Annotated in this window: 9 protein-coding genes; 4 read left to right on the top strand and 5 right to left on the bottom strand. The window is 69.7% G+C overall.

The genetic code is table 11. From position 1 onward, the window contains the following. Positions 1-23: 23 nt before the first annotated feature. Positions 24-569: a YciI family protein gene (locus ACGFI2_RS10480; RefSeq protein WP_393513837.1), complete on the bottom strand. Its 546-nt coding sequence runs from the start codon at positions 567-569 to the stop codon at positions 24-26. A gap of 82 nt (positions 570-651) precedes the next feature. Between ACGFI2_RS10480 and ACGFI2_RS10485 the strand changes: the two genes are divergently transcribed. Further along, entirely contained in the window at positions 652-2223 is a 1572-nt protein-coding gene (locus ACGFI2_RS10485) for a nucleotidyl transferase AbiEii/AbiGii toxin family protein (protein ID WP_393513840.1), read from the top strand. A gap of 28 nt (positions 2224-2251) precedes the next feature. Here the strand turns inward: ACGFI2_RS10485 and ACGFI2_RS10490 are convergent, their stop codons facing one another. Genes ACGFI2_RS10490 through ACGFI2_RS10500 form a run of 3 tightly spaced genes read right to left on the bottom strand, consistent with a single transcriptional unit; the run spans position 2252 to position 12120 of the window. Then, entirely contained in the window at positions 2252-3505 is a 1254-nt protein-coding gene (locus ACGFI2_RS10490) for a serine/threonine-protein kinase (protein ID WP_393513843.1), read from the bottom strand. Positions 3506-3530: 25 nt separating this feature from the next. Next, positions 3531-5693, bottom strand: coding sequence for a UvrD-helicase domain-containing protein (locus tag ACGFI2_RS10495; protein ID WP_393513846.1), 2163 nt, complete (start codon positions 5691-5693; stop codon positions 3531-3533). Position 5694: 1 nt separating this feature from the next. Beyond that, on the bottom strand, positions 5695-12120 hold the full coding sequence (locus ACGFI2_RS10500) for a DEAD/DEAH box helicase (protein WP_393513849.1): 6426 nt from the start codon (positions 12118-12120) through the stop codon (positions 5695-5697). 191 nt (positions 12121-12311) lie between these two features. Here ACGFI2_RS10500 and ACGFI2_RS10505 point away from each other — a divergent pair, with 191 nt between their 5' ends. Further along, the gene (locus tag ACGFI2_RS10505; RefSeq protein ID WP_393513852.1) at positions 12312-14840 is read left to right on the top strand and encodes a DUF262 domain-containing protein; all 2529 of its coding nucleotides are present in this window, start codon (positions 12312-12314) and stop codon (positions 14838-14840) included. A gap of 28 nt (positions 14841-14868) precedes the next feature. On the opposite strand, the gene ACGFI2_RS10510 is transcribed toward ACGFI2_RS10505, so the two are convergent. Beyond that, positions 14869-15261, bottom strand: a complete 393-nt coding sequence (locus ACGFI2_RS10510) for a hypothetical protein (RefSeq protein WP_393513855.1) — start codon at positions 15259-15261, stop codon at positions 14869-14871. A gap of 51 nt (positions 15262-15312) precedes the next feature. On the opposite strand from ACGFI2_RS10510, the gene ACGFI2_RS10515 reads away from it, so the two are divergent. Both ACGFI2_RS10515 and ACGFI2_RS10520 read left to right on the top strand, forming a co-directional pair. Further along, complete coding sequence (locus ACGFI2_RS10515) at positions 15313-15585, top strand: hypothetical protein (RefSeq protein WP_393513858.1); 273 nt, start codon at positions 15313-15315, stop codon at positions 15583-15585. After that, positions 15578-16189: a DUF6879 family protein gene (locus ACGFI2_RS10520; protein ID WP_393513860.1), complete on the top strand. Its 612-nt coding sequence runs from the start codon at positions 15578-15580 to the stop codon at positions 16187-16189. The genes ACGFI2_RS10515 and ACGFI2_RS10520 overlap by 8 nt, the downstream gene beginning before the upstream one ends. Position 16190: the final 1 nt, after the last annotated feature.

Below are 16190 nucleotides of genomic sequence, written 5' to 3' on the forward strand. Positions count from 1 at the left end.
AGGCCACCCGCTCACGTTCTCGATCATGCCCGTCCGCCGAATTGCCAGTCGTGCACCTCGATGTCGGCGTATCGGCCCGAGGTCAGGACGGCGCGTGCCCGGTCCTGGTCCGCCGCCCGCACCAACGCCGCGGTGCCCAGCCAGGTCGAGGCATCGTCGGACAGCAGCGGTCCGTACGCGATCAGCTCACCCGGGTCGGCCGGCACGGCGAGATCGGCGGGCTCGCCGGCGCCGAGGCCGAGCACCAGGTACCGGCTGCCGCCGACCCGACCTCCCGGAAACTCCCACATGGTGCGTCCCAGCGTGTTGCGCCACCGGCGCACCAGGACGTCGCGGTACACGCCGGCCTGGTAGTTGGGCTCGTCGAAGGCGAACGCGCGGGCGGCGGTGGGATCGGGCAGGTCGACGATGTGCAGGCTGCCGGTGGCGGTGTCGTCCTCGGCGAGGGTCGGCCCACGGGCGATCATCTCCGTCGCGTACCGATCCATGTAGGACCAGTGCGCTTCGAGCAACTCGTCGCGCAGCGTCATCGAGCCGGGTCGATCACGGTGGTAGCACAGGAACTCCATGCCGACAGTCTGAGCGTCGGGTCAATCGTGTTCGCGTGAAAACGCGGCGTCCCCACTGCGGCCCGTGTCCTAGACTCCGCCGGTGCAGGAATTGTCGGGGGACTTCGAGATTCACCTCACTGCCCACGCCCACCAGGCGGAGCAGCTGTCCGCGTTCGCCGCCCGACACGGGGTCAAGTTCGTGCACATCGTGCTCGACCGTGGCATGTACGCCGCCCAACCGATGCTCACGCTGACCGGGCGCGGCACGCTCACCGAGCAGCATGCCGTGGCTCAGCGTTGGCTGCACGAGCTGGGTGCGGCCGGCATCCACGCCTGCCGTACGAAGATCGAGGCGGCGCCGTGGTGCGTCGGGGTGCCGCAGTCGGACGAGCAGGCGGCGGCCGAGCCGGACGGCCGGTACTTCGAGCATCACGTCAAGCTGCTGCTGGCCGGCACGACGGTGGCGGACCTGGTCGCGCTCTCCGACCTGGTCGCGCCGCTCGGCGCACGGCTGTCCCGCAACGCCCGCCGGGAACGGCCGGACGGTACGCAGGAGCGGTTCGTCAACCAGCGCTGCCACGGGGTCGGGCTGCCCACCGCCCGGCAGCGCCTCGACGAACTCGTCGACACCCTCCGGGCCGCGGGCCACGAGCCCCCGGCGGTGGAGCAGGAGTACGTCGTGTCCGACAGCGGCCCGCATCTCGACCAGGGTTGGCTGGACGCACCCTCGGATCAGGTGAGCACGTGGTTGGCGGACCGCGAGAACGCTATGAGGTCGGCACCGGCAGCCTCCCCGGACTACCCGCCGACCTACCAGCCGCTGCCCGCCGACGCGCCCGTCCACCAGCGGGCGGCGTTCGATCCGGCGCTCAAGCAGTATCCGAACGCGTACCGGGCGGGCGAGCCCGAGTTTCTCGACGCTGCCACCGGCCGGCGTTGGGCCACCGCCCGACGTGTGGCGATGAACCACGTCCTGACGGCTGTGGTCGGGGCGGCCTGGAGCGGGCATCTGGTCCTTCGGGGCAGTGTCGCGATGGCGGCTCAGGTCGGCGAGGGTGCCCGCGCGCCCGGCGACCTCGACTTCGTCGTGGTCCCGCACACCATCACCAGCGACAGCGGCGACGCCCGTGAGCTGCTCGACGCCGTCAAGGCCGCCATCCGGGCGGCTGCGGGCGTAGGCTTGGAGGCGGACCGGATCATCGAGTCGGCCATCTGGACCTACGAGCGCGCCGACGGCCGTCGCCTCGTCGTCCCGTTCACCGCGTCCGGTGCGCCCGAGGGTCACGTACAGATCGACGTCGTCTTCGGCGAACAGCTCCCACTCCCGCCGGAGACGCTGACGCTTCCCGGCGTGGACACGCCGGTGCTGGCCGCGCCCGCCGGCCTCGCGCTGGCCTGGAAGCTGATGTGGCTGGCCACCGACAGCTATCCGCAGGGCAAGGATCTCTACGACGCCGTCCTGCTCGCCGAGCACACCAGCGTCGAGCTGGACCTGGTCCGCCGGCTGATGCGACCGGAGCTGGGAGCCGACGCCGACGCCTTCACCGCCGAGACAGTGCTGAGCTGGGACGTCGACTGGACCAACTTCACCGACGAGTGCCCGGGCGTCGTAGGCACCGGCGAGCAGTGGTTGAAGCGGCTCGCCCTGGCTCTCGACCGCGCCTGGACCTGACGCTCGGCCCGACGGCCGGCCGGCGAACCTACTGCTCCCGCGCTTCACTCACCGGTTCCGCCGCCTCACCCAAATCGACCTGACATGCGATCGCATTCCTCCGGCACTCTTCGGCGAGTTCCTGATGGTCGGCCGATTGGCTCACGTCCCGCGCGAGCTCCTCGAAGGCCCGTCGAGCCCGCCGGAGGTCACCGGCCAGCAGGTAGAGGTTGGCGAGATCGAACCGCAACGGAACGAGTTCGCCATTGACCGTCTCGACACCGGCAGCGAGCGCACGCTCCACCATGTCCGCCGCCTGCACGTACCGTTCCTGTTCGGCCAGTTCCTCGACCTGTGCCCGCAGCTCGGCCAGGGTTCGCGCCGACCGGTGTGGTGGCGGCGAGAGGTCCGCCATCGTCGATGCCAACGGGTCGGCCTTCCGTCCGCCCACGGCCCCGACGCTGCCGCCACCGGCGAAGTGCCCGAGGAGTTGCTCGACCTCGGCGGCGGACGCGGGCCGGTCCGACGGGTCCTTGGCCAGCAGGCAGAACAGAAGGTGGGCCAGGTCGTCGGGCACGTCCGACCGGTACTCGACCACGATCGGGACGGGTGACCGCATGTGCCGGTGGAGCATCTCCAGTGAGTTGCCGGCCTCGAAGGGCGGCCGTCCGGTGAGCATCTCGAAGAGAATGCACCCGAGGGCGTACAGGTCGGCGGCGGGTCCGACGGCCGCGCCGGAGGCCTGTTCCGGCGCGATGTAGGCGGGGGTGCCGAGCGTGTGACCGGTGGCCGTCAGGCGGGACTGCTCGGCCGGCCCGATCAGCGCGGCCACGCCGAAGTCGAGAACCTTGACGACGCCCGACGGCGTGACCATGAGGTTCTGCGGCTTCAGGTCGCGGTGCACAAGGGAAGCGGCATGGGCGTCGGTCAGTACGGAGCAGACCTGCGCGGCGATCGACGCCGACTCCGTCACCGACAGTCGTTCCTGCTCCGCCACCAGGTCGGCGAGCTGGCACCCGCGGACAAGCTGCATGACGATGTACAGGTCGTCGTCGTGCGTACCGAGGTCATGGATGACCGGCACGCCGGGATGGTCGAGGCGGGCGGTCACCCGCGCCTCCCGCCGAAAGCGCTTGACCGCGACCTCGCGCTCGGTCTCCGGCACCTCCTTGGTCCGAAGGAACTTGACCGCCACCGGACGGTCGAGGCGCTCGTCGTAGCCCGCCCAGACCTGGCCCATCCCGCCGCGCCCGATCGGATACGTCAGCTCGTACCGATCGCCGACGCGGTCCCGCGCCTGCATCTGTGGTCTCCTCTCACGGTCACTGTCACTGTCGTTGAACGAGGCGGCTGGTCAGGAACGGGCTGGGCGTGCCGTGCCAGAACACGACCAGCTCGTCGCGCGGCCGGGTGGCGGCGACGAATAGGAGCGACCGGTCCTTCTGGCGTTCCCGCTGGTAGCGCTTCGGGTCGGTGTCCCGGTACCGGCTGATCATCTGCCGGGGGACGAGTCCGTCGCCGACCGCAGCGATGATCATGCGCTGGTATTCCAGGCCCTTGAACCGGTGCATGGTGCCGACGTGGATGCCGTCGGGCTGCTTCGGGCCGTCCGGGCCGATCTCCACCGCCGGCAACCCGTCGGCCTCCAGCCGGCTCAGCACCTCGGCGGCCAACTCCTTCGTCGGGACGCAGATGGCCACCGAGCCATCGATCGGGTTGTCCCAGGCGCGCACCTGTTCGGCGATGAGCTCCCGCTCCTGGGTCCACGTCGACGCGCCACGGAACACCGGTGGCGCACCGCGCAGGAGCGAACGGTAGCCGGCCAGGTCCTCCTCGCCGCCGTCCAGGTCGTCGTACACCTCGCCGGTCATGATCTGGAGGGCGTCGGCGAGGATCTGTCGGGTGGTGCGGTAGCTCAGCGTGAGGCGCGACGAGCGGCCGCGGATGTTGACGCCGAGGCTGCCGAGCGTCACGTGGTTGTCGTAGATGCGCTGGTGGGTGTCGCCGGTCAGGAAGAGGTCGTCGGGGCCCGGGGGCACCATGGCCCGCAGCATCTTCCAGTGCGCGGCGCTGAGGTCCTGCGCCTCGTCCACCACGATGTGGCGGTAGCGCGGGCGGCGGAGGGCCCCGGACGATTCCCCGGGGGCCGCCGCGCGGTCCATCTCCAGCCGGGCCGCCCGCTGCGCCACCTGGCGCCAGGTCCACACGCCGCGGTCTTCGAGCCACGAGGTGAAGCGTTCCGTCAGCTGCCAGATCTGATCCCGCTCCATCCGGGTCAGGCTGCGGCCCCGGTTGGGCCGGCGTGCCTTGAAGTAGTCAGCGCGGGAGTTCAGCACCTGGCCGAGGATCACCTGCGTCCACTCGGCGGCGAGGAATTCCGCGTCCCAGCCCGACTCGCCGGTCTCCAGGAGGAACTCGCCCCACAGGTCGGGGACCCGGCTGTCGTTGACGACACCGCGGTTCGCGCCGGCCTTCGCCTCGGTCACGACCCGGCTGGCCAGCCGATCGATGTTGACGATGTCGACGCGGGCCACCAGGTCCTGACCGCCGAGCGCCAGCAGGCGGGTACGAAGATCGGCGGCGAGGTTGCGGTTGAAGGTGGTCAGCAGGATGGGTTTGTCCGCACCGGGCGGAAGCTGCCGGGCGAGGTGGGCGACCCGGTGCAGCGCGACGATGGTCTTGCCGGTGCCGGGGCCGCCGCCGACGCGGGCGGGACCGTTGTACTTCCGCTCGACCAGTTTGCGCTGGGTGGGGTGCAGGAAGATCTGCCAGCGCTCGAAGGCCTCCCCGATGATCGCCTGCAACGCCTCGTCGTCGGACGTCACCTGGGTGGCGGGGCGTTCCACAGCCGCCTCGAAGTCCTCCGGATCGACCGGCTCGTCGGCGCGTACCGGATCGGTGACCTGCTGGAGCACCTCGTCGTAGGGCGTGCCGTCGAAGAGCGCGAACAGCACGTCGGTGGTGAGCTGCGGCGCCCGGTCCAGCAGTTCCAGCAGGTCGGCCTCGGTGGTGAGTTCCCGGATCTGCGGCAGCAGCGGCTCGGAGACGCCGAGGTCGAGGAGCTGGGCGTCGGTGTGGGCGTCGAAGAGCGGCTTGCTCGCGGGCACCGGTTCGGGATCCGGCGGTACGACCCGGCCGATGATGCTGTCACCGACCGGCGCCAGGTCGACGACCTCGATGCCACCGGTGACCCGGTTGATCCGGTACGCGTACCGGGACAGGTCGTCGTACACCTCGCTGCGGTGCTTGACCGCGACGAGCAGGTAGTCCCGGTCGGCGATGTGGAGCAGGAGCGCCCGGTAGTCGCGGGTGACCCGGGCGGACATCAGCCGGGAGTCGCCGTTGAGCGCCTTCAGCTTGAGACCCGGGTTGGCCGGGTTGTCGCGGAACTTGTGCATGAACTCGTAGACCGCGCCGATGTCGGCGCGGGTGAGCTTCATGACCTCCTTGTCCGCGCGGTCCAGGATGCGCAGCATCGCTCCGGTGTTCATCTCAGTCTTCTCCCCCACTCGTCGCCGCGAGCTGCGCCGCCAGCTCCTCGGCGGACCATTCCCGCGCGGTCCGCGCGTGCCAGCCCGCGTCGGCGTACGCCCGGTCGCGGTCCTCGGTCTCCGGGTCGTCGGGCGAGCCGGTGAGCACGATGGCGACCCGCCGGTCCGGCCACGCCAGCTCCGCCGGCCACGCCTGGTCCCCCAGCTCGTAGCCGACGACCGGTGCGGGCAGGTTGTGCCGCGCGAGCTGTTGCACAAGGGGCTCCAGGCGGCTCTCCTCGGGATCCAGGTACCGCAGGACGTCGCGCCACGGCGACTGGTCGTCGACCGGGTCCGGCTCGGTCGGCGCCGGCTGCGGGGCGACACCGAGCCAGGTGGCGGTCTCCTCGTCCAACGGCAGCGCACGCTGGGTGAGCATCAGCCCGGTGCCCTCGGTGACCGCGAGGGACGCCGGGTCGAAGGTGTCCAGTGCGGAGACGGCGAGCTGGCCGGCGTCCCCGCCACCGTTCCCGAGGAACTGGATGACGTTGCCCCAGGCAAGCCACGCCGCCCAGCGGTCCTTGTGGCCGGCGTCGGTCATCGCGGCGGGCAGATCGTCCACGACGGCCAGCGCCGACCAGGTCGGCAACGGCTTGCTGCGGCCGTCCATCAGCACCGTCACCGGGCAGTCCGCGTTGTCCCGGGCCCGAGCCACCATGATGTGGCGTGCCGAGCCCGGTCCGGGCAGAGCGTCGCCGCGCAGGGCCGCCATCAGGCGCGCCGCGACCCCGCCGGAGTCGGTGGCGCTGTTGTCCCGGGCCTGCTTCAGCAGCCCGGCGAGCGTCGCCTCCGCGCGGCGCTGCCAGCGGACGAGGTCGGGGTCGGCGAGGAACCGCATCAGCTGCTCGACCGGGTTGGTCCAGATCGTCGTCTCCAGCTCGTCCGGGTCGGCGCCGGGCAGGAACTGCCGGTACCGCTCCCGGGCGGTCTGCTTGCTGACGCCGCCGTACGGGGTCCACCGCCCGAGCCCGTCGGCGCTGCCCCAGGTCTTCACGTCGTCCCAGGTGGCGGCGAAGACCAGGTAGCCGTGGGCGCGCAGTCGGGCCCGCTTCTCGGCGTCGTCGGCGAGCCGGTTGTATTGCGGCGAGGCGTGGTATTTGAAACCGTCGAGGTAGACCGCCACCTCCGGCGACGGCGCGTCGAGGCGCGTGAAGTGCACGTCGGGTCGGGTGCCCCGGACGGTGTTCTGCAACTTCATCTGCCAGTGCGTGATGCTCTGCCCGCCGTCGCTGACGAACCGCAGATCGGCGATCCGGGCGCCGTCGTGGTCCCGGCGCCGGTCGATCCGCAGCCCGGAGCCCGGCGTCTCGCCGAATTTCAGCAGCTTGGTGAGGAACTGGAGCTCCAGCTCGCTCTCCACCTGGTGGATCAGGGAGATCTCGTCGGTACGGGTGCCCTCCTCGACGCCCCAGTTGTCGAGCAGCTTGTCGAGCATGCCAAGCGCCTCGTCCCGACTCAGCAGCGCGAAGTGCTCGTTGCGGGCGTAGCGCAGGAGGCAGCGGTGGCAGACCGGCTTGGCCTCGTTGCGGCAGTCGCAGTCCGCGATCTGCTGTCGGGCCAGACGCAGGACGGCCCGGAACTCCTCCGGCTCGGCGAGGCGGTGGAGGTAGCCGGTGCCCTGCGGCTGGGTGTCGTAGACGACCACGAAGTTGCGGGTGCCGTCGCTCTGGCCGTCCGGCATGGTGGCCGAGATCGCCTGAAGGTGGGCCGGCTCGCCGCCGTACTGGGCGGCGATACCGAGCTGGATCGCGGCCGCGAAGGACAACAGTCGCTCCTGCACCAACGCGGTCGCCGCCGGGATCAGGATCCGCAGCGCCTCCGTCTCCAGCTCGTGCGCCAGGATCAGGTCGACGTGCGTGTCCGGTGCCGCCGCTGACCGGCGGTACGGGCACCAGGGCCGGTGGTGTTCGGCGCCCTGAATGACGGTGGCGCCGGAGGCCTGCGCCGCGAGTTGCTGGCCGATCACCGGGCTGCCGTCGACCGTGGTGCCGCCGCAGGACGTGCAGGTGTGGAACCGGTTGATCCGCACCTCCTCGCCCGCAAAGGGTTCGACGGCCCGGTCGTAGCGCTGAGCGCCCAGGTTGAAGTGCCGGATCATGGCGTGTCGGCTGTAGTCCACGCCGAACGTGTCGTGCGCGTGCCGCCAGGACGAGCCGACCTTCGCCGGGTCGATGTCGACCGCGACGGTGGTGGCGTAGAAGCGGCGGTCCCGGTCGTCGCTGTCGTCGCGGATCCGGGCGTCGTCGCGCTTGTCCCGGCTGTAGACGCGGGTCGGCTGGAGCACCTGGAACAGCCGGCCGTGGTCGGCGATGCCCCGGTCCGCGCAGCGCGGGCACGCGCTGGTGTCCTCCTTGGCCAGGTGGGTACGCACGTAGCCGCACTGGGCGCAGACCCGCCACTGCTCGTAGGTGGGCCGGTCGGGCGGGCCGACGTCGAGCCCGGAGATCTCGTGCTTGTAACCCCGTACGTAGTAGCTGTTGCCAGGGGCGATCTCGACCAGGGCGGGACGGGCGGGGCGGGCGTACTCGCGCAGCTCGCTGTGGAAACGGCGGTCGCCGTCGACCTGCTCCTCCCAGGTCAGGGTGGCTTCGAGGTCGGTGCGGCTGTCGATGAGCGCGTAGTTCGGCAGCAGCCCGAACTCGACCAGCGTGCCGTGCGCGGCGGCGGCGCTGACCTCCCGCAGCCGGCGGCGGACCGCGCCTTCCTCCGCCTTCAGCATCCGGATCTCGCGGGCGTGGTCGGGGTCGCTCGGCACGAGCGTGCCGCGAGCCCGGCTGATCTCCTGCAGGCGGCGTCGCAGGTCCGCCAGTCGGAGTTCCCAGGTCTCACCCGCCTCCTTGGCCCGGTTGACGATCCCGTCGACCGCGAACTCCCGCAGTTGCTCGACCGCGGACGGCAGGATCCGGTCGCCGAAGAGCGCCAGGAAGTCCTCGACCAGCCGGACCCCGTCGCTGCGGCCGGCGTCGACCAGGTTTGTCAGCCACCCGCTCGGGCCGAACAGCACGTGCGCGCGCCGGGGCATCGGCAGCACGCCCGGCAACTGGCCACGGGCGGCCAGGTCGATCAGGTGGGCGAGGTACTGCCGGCGCAGGATCTCCACCGCGGAGAGGAAGCAGCCGGGCGGCACGATCTGCCCGGCGATCATGTCGCGCGGCTCGGTCAGGTAGTAGCGGTCCCGCTCGCTACGGCCGACCAGGGTGAGCACGAGCGCGTTGCCGCTCTTACGACCGGCGCGACCGGCCCGCTGCACGTAGTTCGCCGGGCCGTGCGGAAGCGACGCGAGCACCACCGCGGAGAGCGCGCCGATGTCGATGCCCATCTCCAGGGTGGGGGTGCAGGAGAGCACGTTCGGGTCGGTGTACCGCTTGCCGCCGCGGAACTTCTGCTCCACGGTTTCCCGCTGGACCCGGGTGAGCATGCCGGTGTGTTCACCGGTGACCACCCGGAAGACCGGGCTCTCCAGGTAGAGCCGCCGGTAGTAGTCGTCCGGCGCGGTGTCGTCGTGGACGGGTCGCAGTCGGCCACGGCAGCGGTACTGCCGACACGGCTGACCGGTCCACTCACCGACTCGGTCCGGGTGTTCGGTCTGCTGCCAGTGGCAGGTGTCGCAGCCGACCCCGGCCCGCACGGCAGCGTCGTCGTCCAGCAGCGTGACCCGTAGGTGGCCGGGCATCAGCCCGTACACCGTGTTGTTGTCCTCGGTGTCACCGGCGGCGACGACGTCGGCGGCGGCCAGGGCCGGCAGCAGCCGGGACAGGTAGACGCCGGCCTCGCCGTGGTCCATGCCGAGGCAGCGGGAGGTCCAGTCCTGGTACCAGTTGCCGCGGGCGTTGATCGCGTCGAACTCGGAGCGGGACTTCGACGTGGTGAGCAGGAAGGCGGGTGCCGACACGCCGCGCGGGAAGGCGGGCATGCCGGCGGGACGGCCACCCCACACCTGCCACCGGGTGCCGCCGCGCCGCAGGTAGGGCACGAGCCACTCGTGGTAGACCGCACCTCGGGTGCGGAGTCGCTCCAGCAGGCCGCGCAGGAAGGCGAGGTAGCGGGCGTCGTCCGGCGGCGTGCCGCCGAGCCCAGGGCCGGTCAGGTGCACGTCGCGGCAGATCGCGGCGGCCTTCGCCGGGTCGTCGAGGCCGACCTCGACGGCGACGCTGCGGGTCAACTCCAGGGTGCGGCCCTGGCGGGAGCGCAGCCCGGTCTCCATCACCGTGGCGAAGACGAGCCGCTCGCTGATCAGCGACCAGGTTTCCCGGCTGCCCTGGTGTTCGCCGCCGAGCAGGCTGTCGACGTCCGGTCGATCGTGCAGGTCGGGCGGGACGACGGTGGAGAGGATCTCCGGCTCGGCGGCCTTCTCGATCATCTCCACGAAGAGGTCGTCCAACCCGATCGGCTGCCCCGGCCGCAGGCGGCTGGCGAGCAGTGAGCGCAGCGAGAAGGCGTACGACCGGTTGGCCACGAACCCGGCGCGGTGCGCGGCGTCCTGCACCGAGTCGTTGAAGAGCAGCGTCTTCTTCTCGTGCTCGTCGAGCTCGCCGCCGGTGAACAGTTGGGTGATGGCCACCGACGCGAGCGTGGCCAGTCCGGCGCCGAGGAATCGGATGCCGTGGTCCATCGAGCAGGACGGGCAGCGGTCCTTCTCCGCCGCGTCGATGGCGACGATGTCGCCGAGCACGACGACGGCGTCGTCGGACCGTACCCGGTCCCGGTGCTCGTCGAAGGGACGGACCCGGCGGCCGTACTCCAGCACCAGCAGCCCGCCGGTCCGCTGCTGGATCTCGTCGTCGGTGGCGGCGATCAGCGCGCGGATCCGGCGCTTGTCCCGGCCGACGCTGGCCCGGTAGATCTTGTCCGGGTCGGTCTCCAGCTCCTGCGGGTCCTTCTCCGGTGACAGGGCCATCCACCCCGACCGGCCGCAGTGCCGGCAGTAGACGGCTGGCAGGCGTGGATGGCGGTTGTCGGCGACCACCACGTCGGCGTCGGGGACGTAGGGGTCGAGTTGCCGGGGCGGTTCGCCGTACCAGCCGAAGGCGGGCTGGTGGGAGGTGCCGCGCAGCAGCCGGGACACCGACCGCACCCACAGGTGCGTCTCGATGTTGAGCAGCGGGCGACCGGGCGCGTCGGGGTTCTGCGCCAGCGAGAGCAGACCGACGAACCGGGCGAGCGCGCGGGCGGTCACCTCGGGTCGGGTCTTCATGGCGCTGCCCCAGCCGGTGGCGTTCTTGCGGGGCAGCACGTCGATGATCTCGTCGAGCGTGCACGGGCGGGCCTGGAGCGAGTCGAGCACCGCCTTGGTCAGCGGGTGCTGGCGCAACAGCCGGCCGAGGCGTTGCGGGTCGTCGACGCAGCGCTGGCCGACCACGAGCTCGGCGACCTCGGCCATCATGGCTTCGGGGTGCCGGTCGTCGACGGCGGCGAGCTGCTCCGGACTGGGCAGCGGCAGGCTGAAGTCCTGGCGGGCCATGAATTCGCCGGGCTCGTAGCGGTCCTCCCCGACCAGCGACCCTGCGTCGAAGGCGACGCCGAAGACCTGCTCGGCGACCTCGCGGATGGCCGTCCGGCCGTCGCGACCGCCACCCTCGCCCAGGGTGGCGGAGGTGGCGACCGGGCAGATGCCGCCCAGCGGGCGGTCCGGCTCGGCGAGACCGAGCGAGGCGCCGAGCCGGCGCAGCAGCATCGCCACGTCGGTGCCCTGCGCGCCGTCGTAGGTGTGGAACTCGTCCAGCACCACGTACGCCGGCGCCGCGTCCTCCCAGAGCGGCAAGTCGTCGCCGCGTTGCAGGAGCAGGTCCAACATCTTGTAGTTGGTGATCAGAATGTCGGGTGGCGTCCGGCGCATCTCCGACCGCTTTGTCATCACGTGCCGGTACTCGATGGCCGCCACGTCACCGATGTAGAGGCCGGCAGTGACGTCGGCCAGCGCCGGGTCGGCGAGCAGGTCGTTGATGCGCTGCGTCTGGTCGGTGGCCAGGGCATTCATCGGGTAGAGCAGGATCGCCTTGACCCCGGACCGGCCCCGCTGCCGCTCCCGGCGGCAGTGGTCGAGCACCGGGATCAGGAACGACTCGGTCTTGCCGGAACCGGTGCCGGTGGTGATCAGGGTCGGCTGGGCCGCCTTGCCCCGCGTCGACAGCCGGGCGAACGCCTTCGCCTGGTGCAGGTAGGGGGCGAAGTCGGCCGGCGCCCAGTCGAGGCACGCCCGCCAGTCGCCCGCCGCCGGGCGGAAGGGGGTGCGGATCCGCAGGTACGGCCCGCGGAAGATGCCCTGCTCCGGGTGGGAGAGGAAACCCTCCAGACCTTGGCGTACGTCGTCCTCGGTCAGGCCGAAGGTGGTGGTCAGGTATTGCGTGAGGGTCCGACGCAGGGTGTCGGCGGCGATCGTCGGTCTCATGAGCGGATCACCGACGCATGCTACTTCACCCCTTACCGGCCCCTGACCTGCCGGATGGGGTGAACCACGCGTGAGTCAGATTCGCGACACTGCTCGACGTCGATCATCACCTAGGCTGCCACGATCCGAGACGAACTACCCGGTGTGATCCTGTTGATCACAAGCCGGAGCAAATGAGGTGACAGCGCCGGATGGTTGCAGCGGAAGAGACCACCCTGCAGGGCCTACTCGAAGGCACGAAGCAATACCAGGTACCTCTTTACCAGCGCACATACTCCTGGCAAGAACATAACCTGGAACGCCTTTGGGAGGACATAGTCCGGCTCGTCGAGGACCGGAGCGAGAATCCCAAGACGACCCACTTCATCGGCTCACTGGTGCTGGCACCCAGCCCGGACAACGGGCCCGCCGGCGTCGGGGAGTTCTTGGTTGTTGACGGTCAGCAGCGTTTGACAACTCTCTCTATCCTGCTGTGCGCGATTCGCGACCACCGCGTCGCCAGCGAAAGCAACGATCACCACGATCGCCTCACAGATCAATATCTGATCAACAAGTACAAGCCCACCCGACGATTGAAGCTGGTGCCCACCCAAGCCGACCTCGACGCGTACCTGGCGTGTGTGGACTCCTCCGCACAAGTGGGCGCGGGTACGGTGGGCGCGGCGTACAAGTTCTTCCGCGACCGATTGAAGGAGCCGAAGGTCGCGGCAGATGTGCAGCGGCTGGAAGATGCCGTGATCTTCGGGTTGGCGCTGGTCTCCGTCGTCGCTCACGCGGACGACAACGTCTACCGGATTTTCGAGTCGCTGAACAACACAGGCCTCAAGCTCACACAGGCCGACCTGCTGCGCAACTACCTCTTCATGCGCCTACCCGACCGGAGCAAGACCGTCTACGACGCGCACTGGCTCCCGCTGCAAAGGCGGCTCAGCTCGACTGAGATGGAAACATTGTTCTGGCTGGACCTGGTGCACCGTGACGCGCGCATTACCCAGGGCGACACATACGCACGACAGCAGGCACGCCTCGACCGATTGACCACCGAGGACGAGATCGAGGCGGAAGTTCGCCGGTTCGCCCGCCTCGGCACCCTTCTCGAGATCATTTTGCATCCGGACAAGGAGCAGGACCCAGAAGTACGGCTTCGCCTGGAACGCCTACACGCCTGGGGCACTACCACCGTCTACCCCGTCCTGCTGCACCTGCTAGACCGGCGCAGCCTGGGCACCGCGACCAGCGCGCAGGTTGCGTCGGCGATGCGTTACGTCGAGAGCTTCCTCGTCCGACGGCTGCTGATCGGCCGCGCTACCGCGAACATCAATCGCAACCTGCTGTCCATCGTCACCGAGATGGACAAGAAACTGCCGGTGGACCAGGCGGTACATGCCTACCTGTCGGCCGGCCGCAAGTATTACGCCACGGACGCCGACGTCCGCCATGCGGTCCGGTCGCTGCCGTTCTATACCAACGGACGGGCATCCCAGCGGACGCTGGTGCTGCGCTGGCTGGAGGAGTCGTACGGCAGCAAAGAGCCGGTCACACTGAGTAAATTGACGATCGAGCATGTGCTGCCGCAGAGTACGAGCCCGGAATGGCAGCGCATGCTCGCCGCGGACCTTGAGCCGCACGAGAACGTCACCGAGGTGCATGACGCCCTGAAGCACACCCTGGGCAACCTGACGCTGACCGGTTACAACGTCGAACTGGGGAACAGCCCGTTCGCGGTCAAGCGTGTCCAGCTCGCCAAGAGCGGCCTGCGCCTCACTCAGGACATCATCGCCTGCGAACGATGGGGGCGCCCGCAGATCCACGCGCGCGCCGACGCGCTGGCCGAACGCATCATCGAGCATTGGCCCGGCCCTACCAGCCAGGCAGTCGATCAGTCCGAGGTGCGCTGGGACCTCATGGAGAAGGCGCTCGCGGCTCTACCCACCGGATCTTGGACCACGTACGGCGACCTGGCCGCCCTCATCGGCACTGCTCCCCAACCAGTTGGCAACCGTTTGCGCACCGTTCCGGTACCCAATGCTCATCGGGTGTTGCAGGTCGAGGGAACGATGGCTGGCGGTTTCCGCTGGCCCGACGGGCGCACGGAAGACCCAGTCGAGGCTCTGAAGGCTGAAGGGGTTTCGTTCGATCAGCAGGGCCGGGCTGACCAGGCCCAGCGCATCGACCTCGATGAACTGGCACAACTGACCGGCCTGGCTCCTGACGAACTGCCCAGGCGTCTGCCCCGGCCACGGCCCGGAGAGGGCCAGTCCCGCTCCGACCGATTCACGGAGCAGCTCAGATTGCTGCAAAGCCCAGCGGTCGCCGCGGCCACTTTGAACCTGCTTGACCGCTGGACAGAGGCGGGCGGAACACTTCTGTACGGCGGCGCAGCAGTAACCTCCTGCTTCCTCATGGCTCGGGAACGTGGTCACCGCGAGGGCGACATCTGGCCTCTCACTCTCTACCCGAGCGGTAAGGCTGAGGTGGTCTTCCAACACCTGGCCAACCGGTCACCGTTCGACGACATCGCGCTGCGGGAGGAGTTGCGGCAACGGCTCAATCAACTGCCCGGTGTGAACATCGCCGCCGCGAAGCTCACGCTGCGCCCCGGCTTCCCTCTGACCGTCCTCGCGGATGGCAGCGCCGTCGATGGGCTGGTCGAACACCTTCAGTGGTTCTACGAGCAGGCCCATCTGTCCGAGGAGACGGGAGAGCCCCTGTCGGCATAGCGGCTGTTGGTCCGGCCCTGGACACAGTTCAGGGCCGACCCGCGCCGAAGGAGATGCCTCCGTGGACGTCGCGCGCCTGCACCACCGACCCGCTGACGTCGCCGGAGACCACGTTCGTCACGTCGCCCCGGCTGGCCGCGACGACGGCGTGCACCCGTTCGAAGCGGGCCCGGAGCTCCGTGTCGAACTCCGGGTCCCGCAACACCTCCTGGTCAAGGAGCGCAGCGAGACGACGGATCGAGTCCGAAGACGATCGGTCCAACGCCGCATCGACCAGCTCGCGCGTTGACGCCTCGCCTAGGAAGCGACGTCGGAGGAAGTCGGTCAGCTCGTTCACGGCGGACCGGGCGCCCTCGGCAAGATTGGTGGCCGTCCACCCGACCAGCGTCGTCGCCGCCGCGAGCATCAACGGATCATCCATCCATCGATGTTACTATCTGTGTTCGATCAGACACGCGTCCAGGAGGTCGGCATGCAGGCACGCCGGTGGGAGGCTGACCCGTCCGCCCAGCTCAGTCGCCGCTGGGGAAAGTCGTCGCACGAACTCGGCAACACCTCCGGCGACGGCAGCTGCCCCGACATCTGGGAGCTGAGCAACGGGGATCTCGCGGTGATCGGCCAGGATCTCACTGACGCCTACCGGGAACGGTTGCCCGACGGCGTCTCCGTCGACCCCGGCGAGCGGCTTGTCATCATCCCTCGATCAACCATGATCGCGGCGAAGGTGGACATCCCGGATGCGTGAACTCCTCGGCGGAGATCCCGGCGAACTGCTGGTCCTCGACGATTACTGGGCCGACTTCGAACAACAGTTCTGGAAGACCGGTCCGCCGGGATTCTGGAAGCTGGAGCGGCAGCAGACGTTCAGGGAACCCTTCGACGAGGGCTGGCAGGCGTTTGCCGCCGGCCGGTGGGAGGAGTCGCTGCGGATCCTCGACGCGCGGCGTCCGGAATTCGCGGACTACTACCGGCGCATCGCCGACAGCGGGTTCACCACCCGGCGGGTACGAGTGGCGGAGGAGCCGCTGACTCCGTACCTGCAATGGGAGCTGCACGTGCTGCGGCTGCGCCATGAGTACGGCGGCCTGACCCGGGTGGTGGGGGCGGAACGGGTCGCCGCCGCAGAGGCGGACGGACCGCTGCCGGAGCTGTACACCTTGGGCGGCGACGTCATGTACGAGGCGATCTACGACGCCGACGGCGTGCTGGAAGCGGCCCGTCGGTGGCGTGACCCTGCGGTGGTGGCAGCTTGTCAGCAGTTCATCGAGTCGCTCTATGCCGACGGTGAGCCGTTGGACGAATACTTCGCGCTGGCGGTGGCGCCACTGAAGCCTCCGCACCTGGACTGAG

This window comes from Micromonospora sp. NPDC049282 (assembly GCF_043197045.1).
Lineage (GTDB): Bacteria > Actinomycetota > Actinomycetes > Mycobacteriales > Micromonosporaceae > Micromonospora.

Excerpts from the sequence above, each read along its gene's own strand:
- ACGFI2_RS10515 (WP_393513858.1), top strand. The coding sequence starts at position 15,313 with ATGCAGGCACGCCGGTGGGAGGCTGACCCGTCCGCCCAGCTCAGTCGC.
- ACGFI2_RS10500 (WP_393513849.1), bottom strand. The coding sequence starts at position 12,120 with ATGAGACCGACGATCGCCGCCGACACCCTGCGTCGGACCCTCACGCAA.
- ACGFI2_RS10505 (WP_393513852.1), top strand. The coding sequence starts at position 12,312 with ATGGTTGCAGCGGAAGAGACCACCCTGCAGGGCCTACTCGAAGGCACG.
- ACGFI2_RS10495 (WP_393513846.1), bottom strand. The coding sequence starts at position 5,693 with ATGAACACCGGAGCGATGCTGCGCATCCTGGACCGCGCGGACAAGGAG.
- ACGFI2_RS10490 (WP_393513843.1), bottom strand. The coding sequence starts at position 3,505 with ATGCAGGCGCGGGACCGCGTCGGCGATCGGTACGAGCTGACGTATCCG.
- ACGFI2_RS10480 (WP_393513837.1), bottom strand. The coding sequence starts at position 569 with ATGGAGTTCCTGTGCTACCACCGTGATCGACCCGGCTCGATGACGCTG.
- ACGFI2_RS10510 (WP_393513855.1), bottom strand. The coding sequence starts at position 15,261 with ATGGATGATCCGTTGATGCTCGCGGCGGCGACGACGCTGGTCGGGTGG.
- ACGFI2_RS10520 (WP_393513860.1), top strand. The coding sequence starts at position 15,578 with ATGCGTGAACTCCTCGGCGGAGATCCCGGCGAACTGCTGGTCCTCGAC.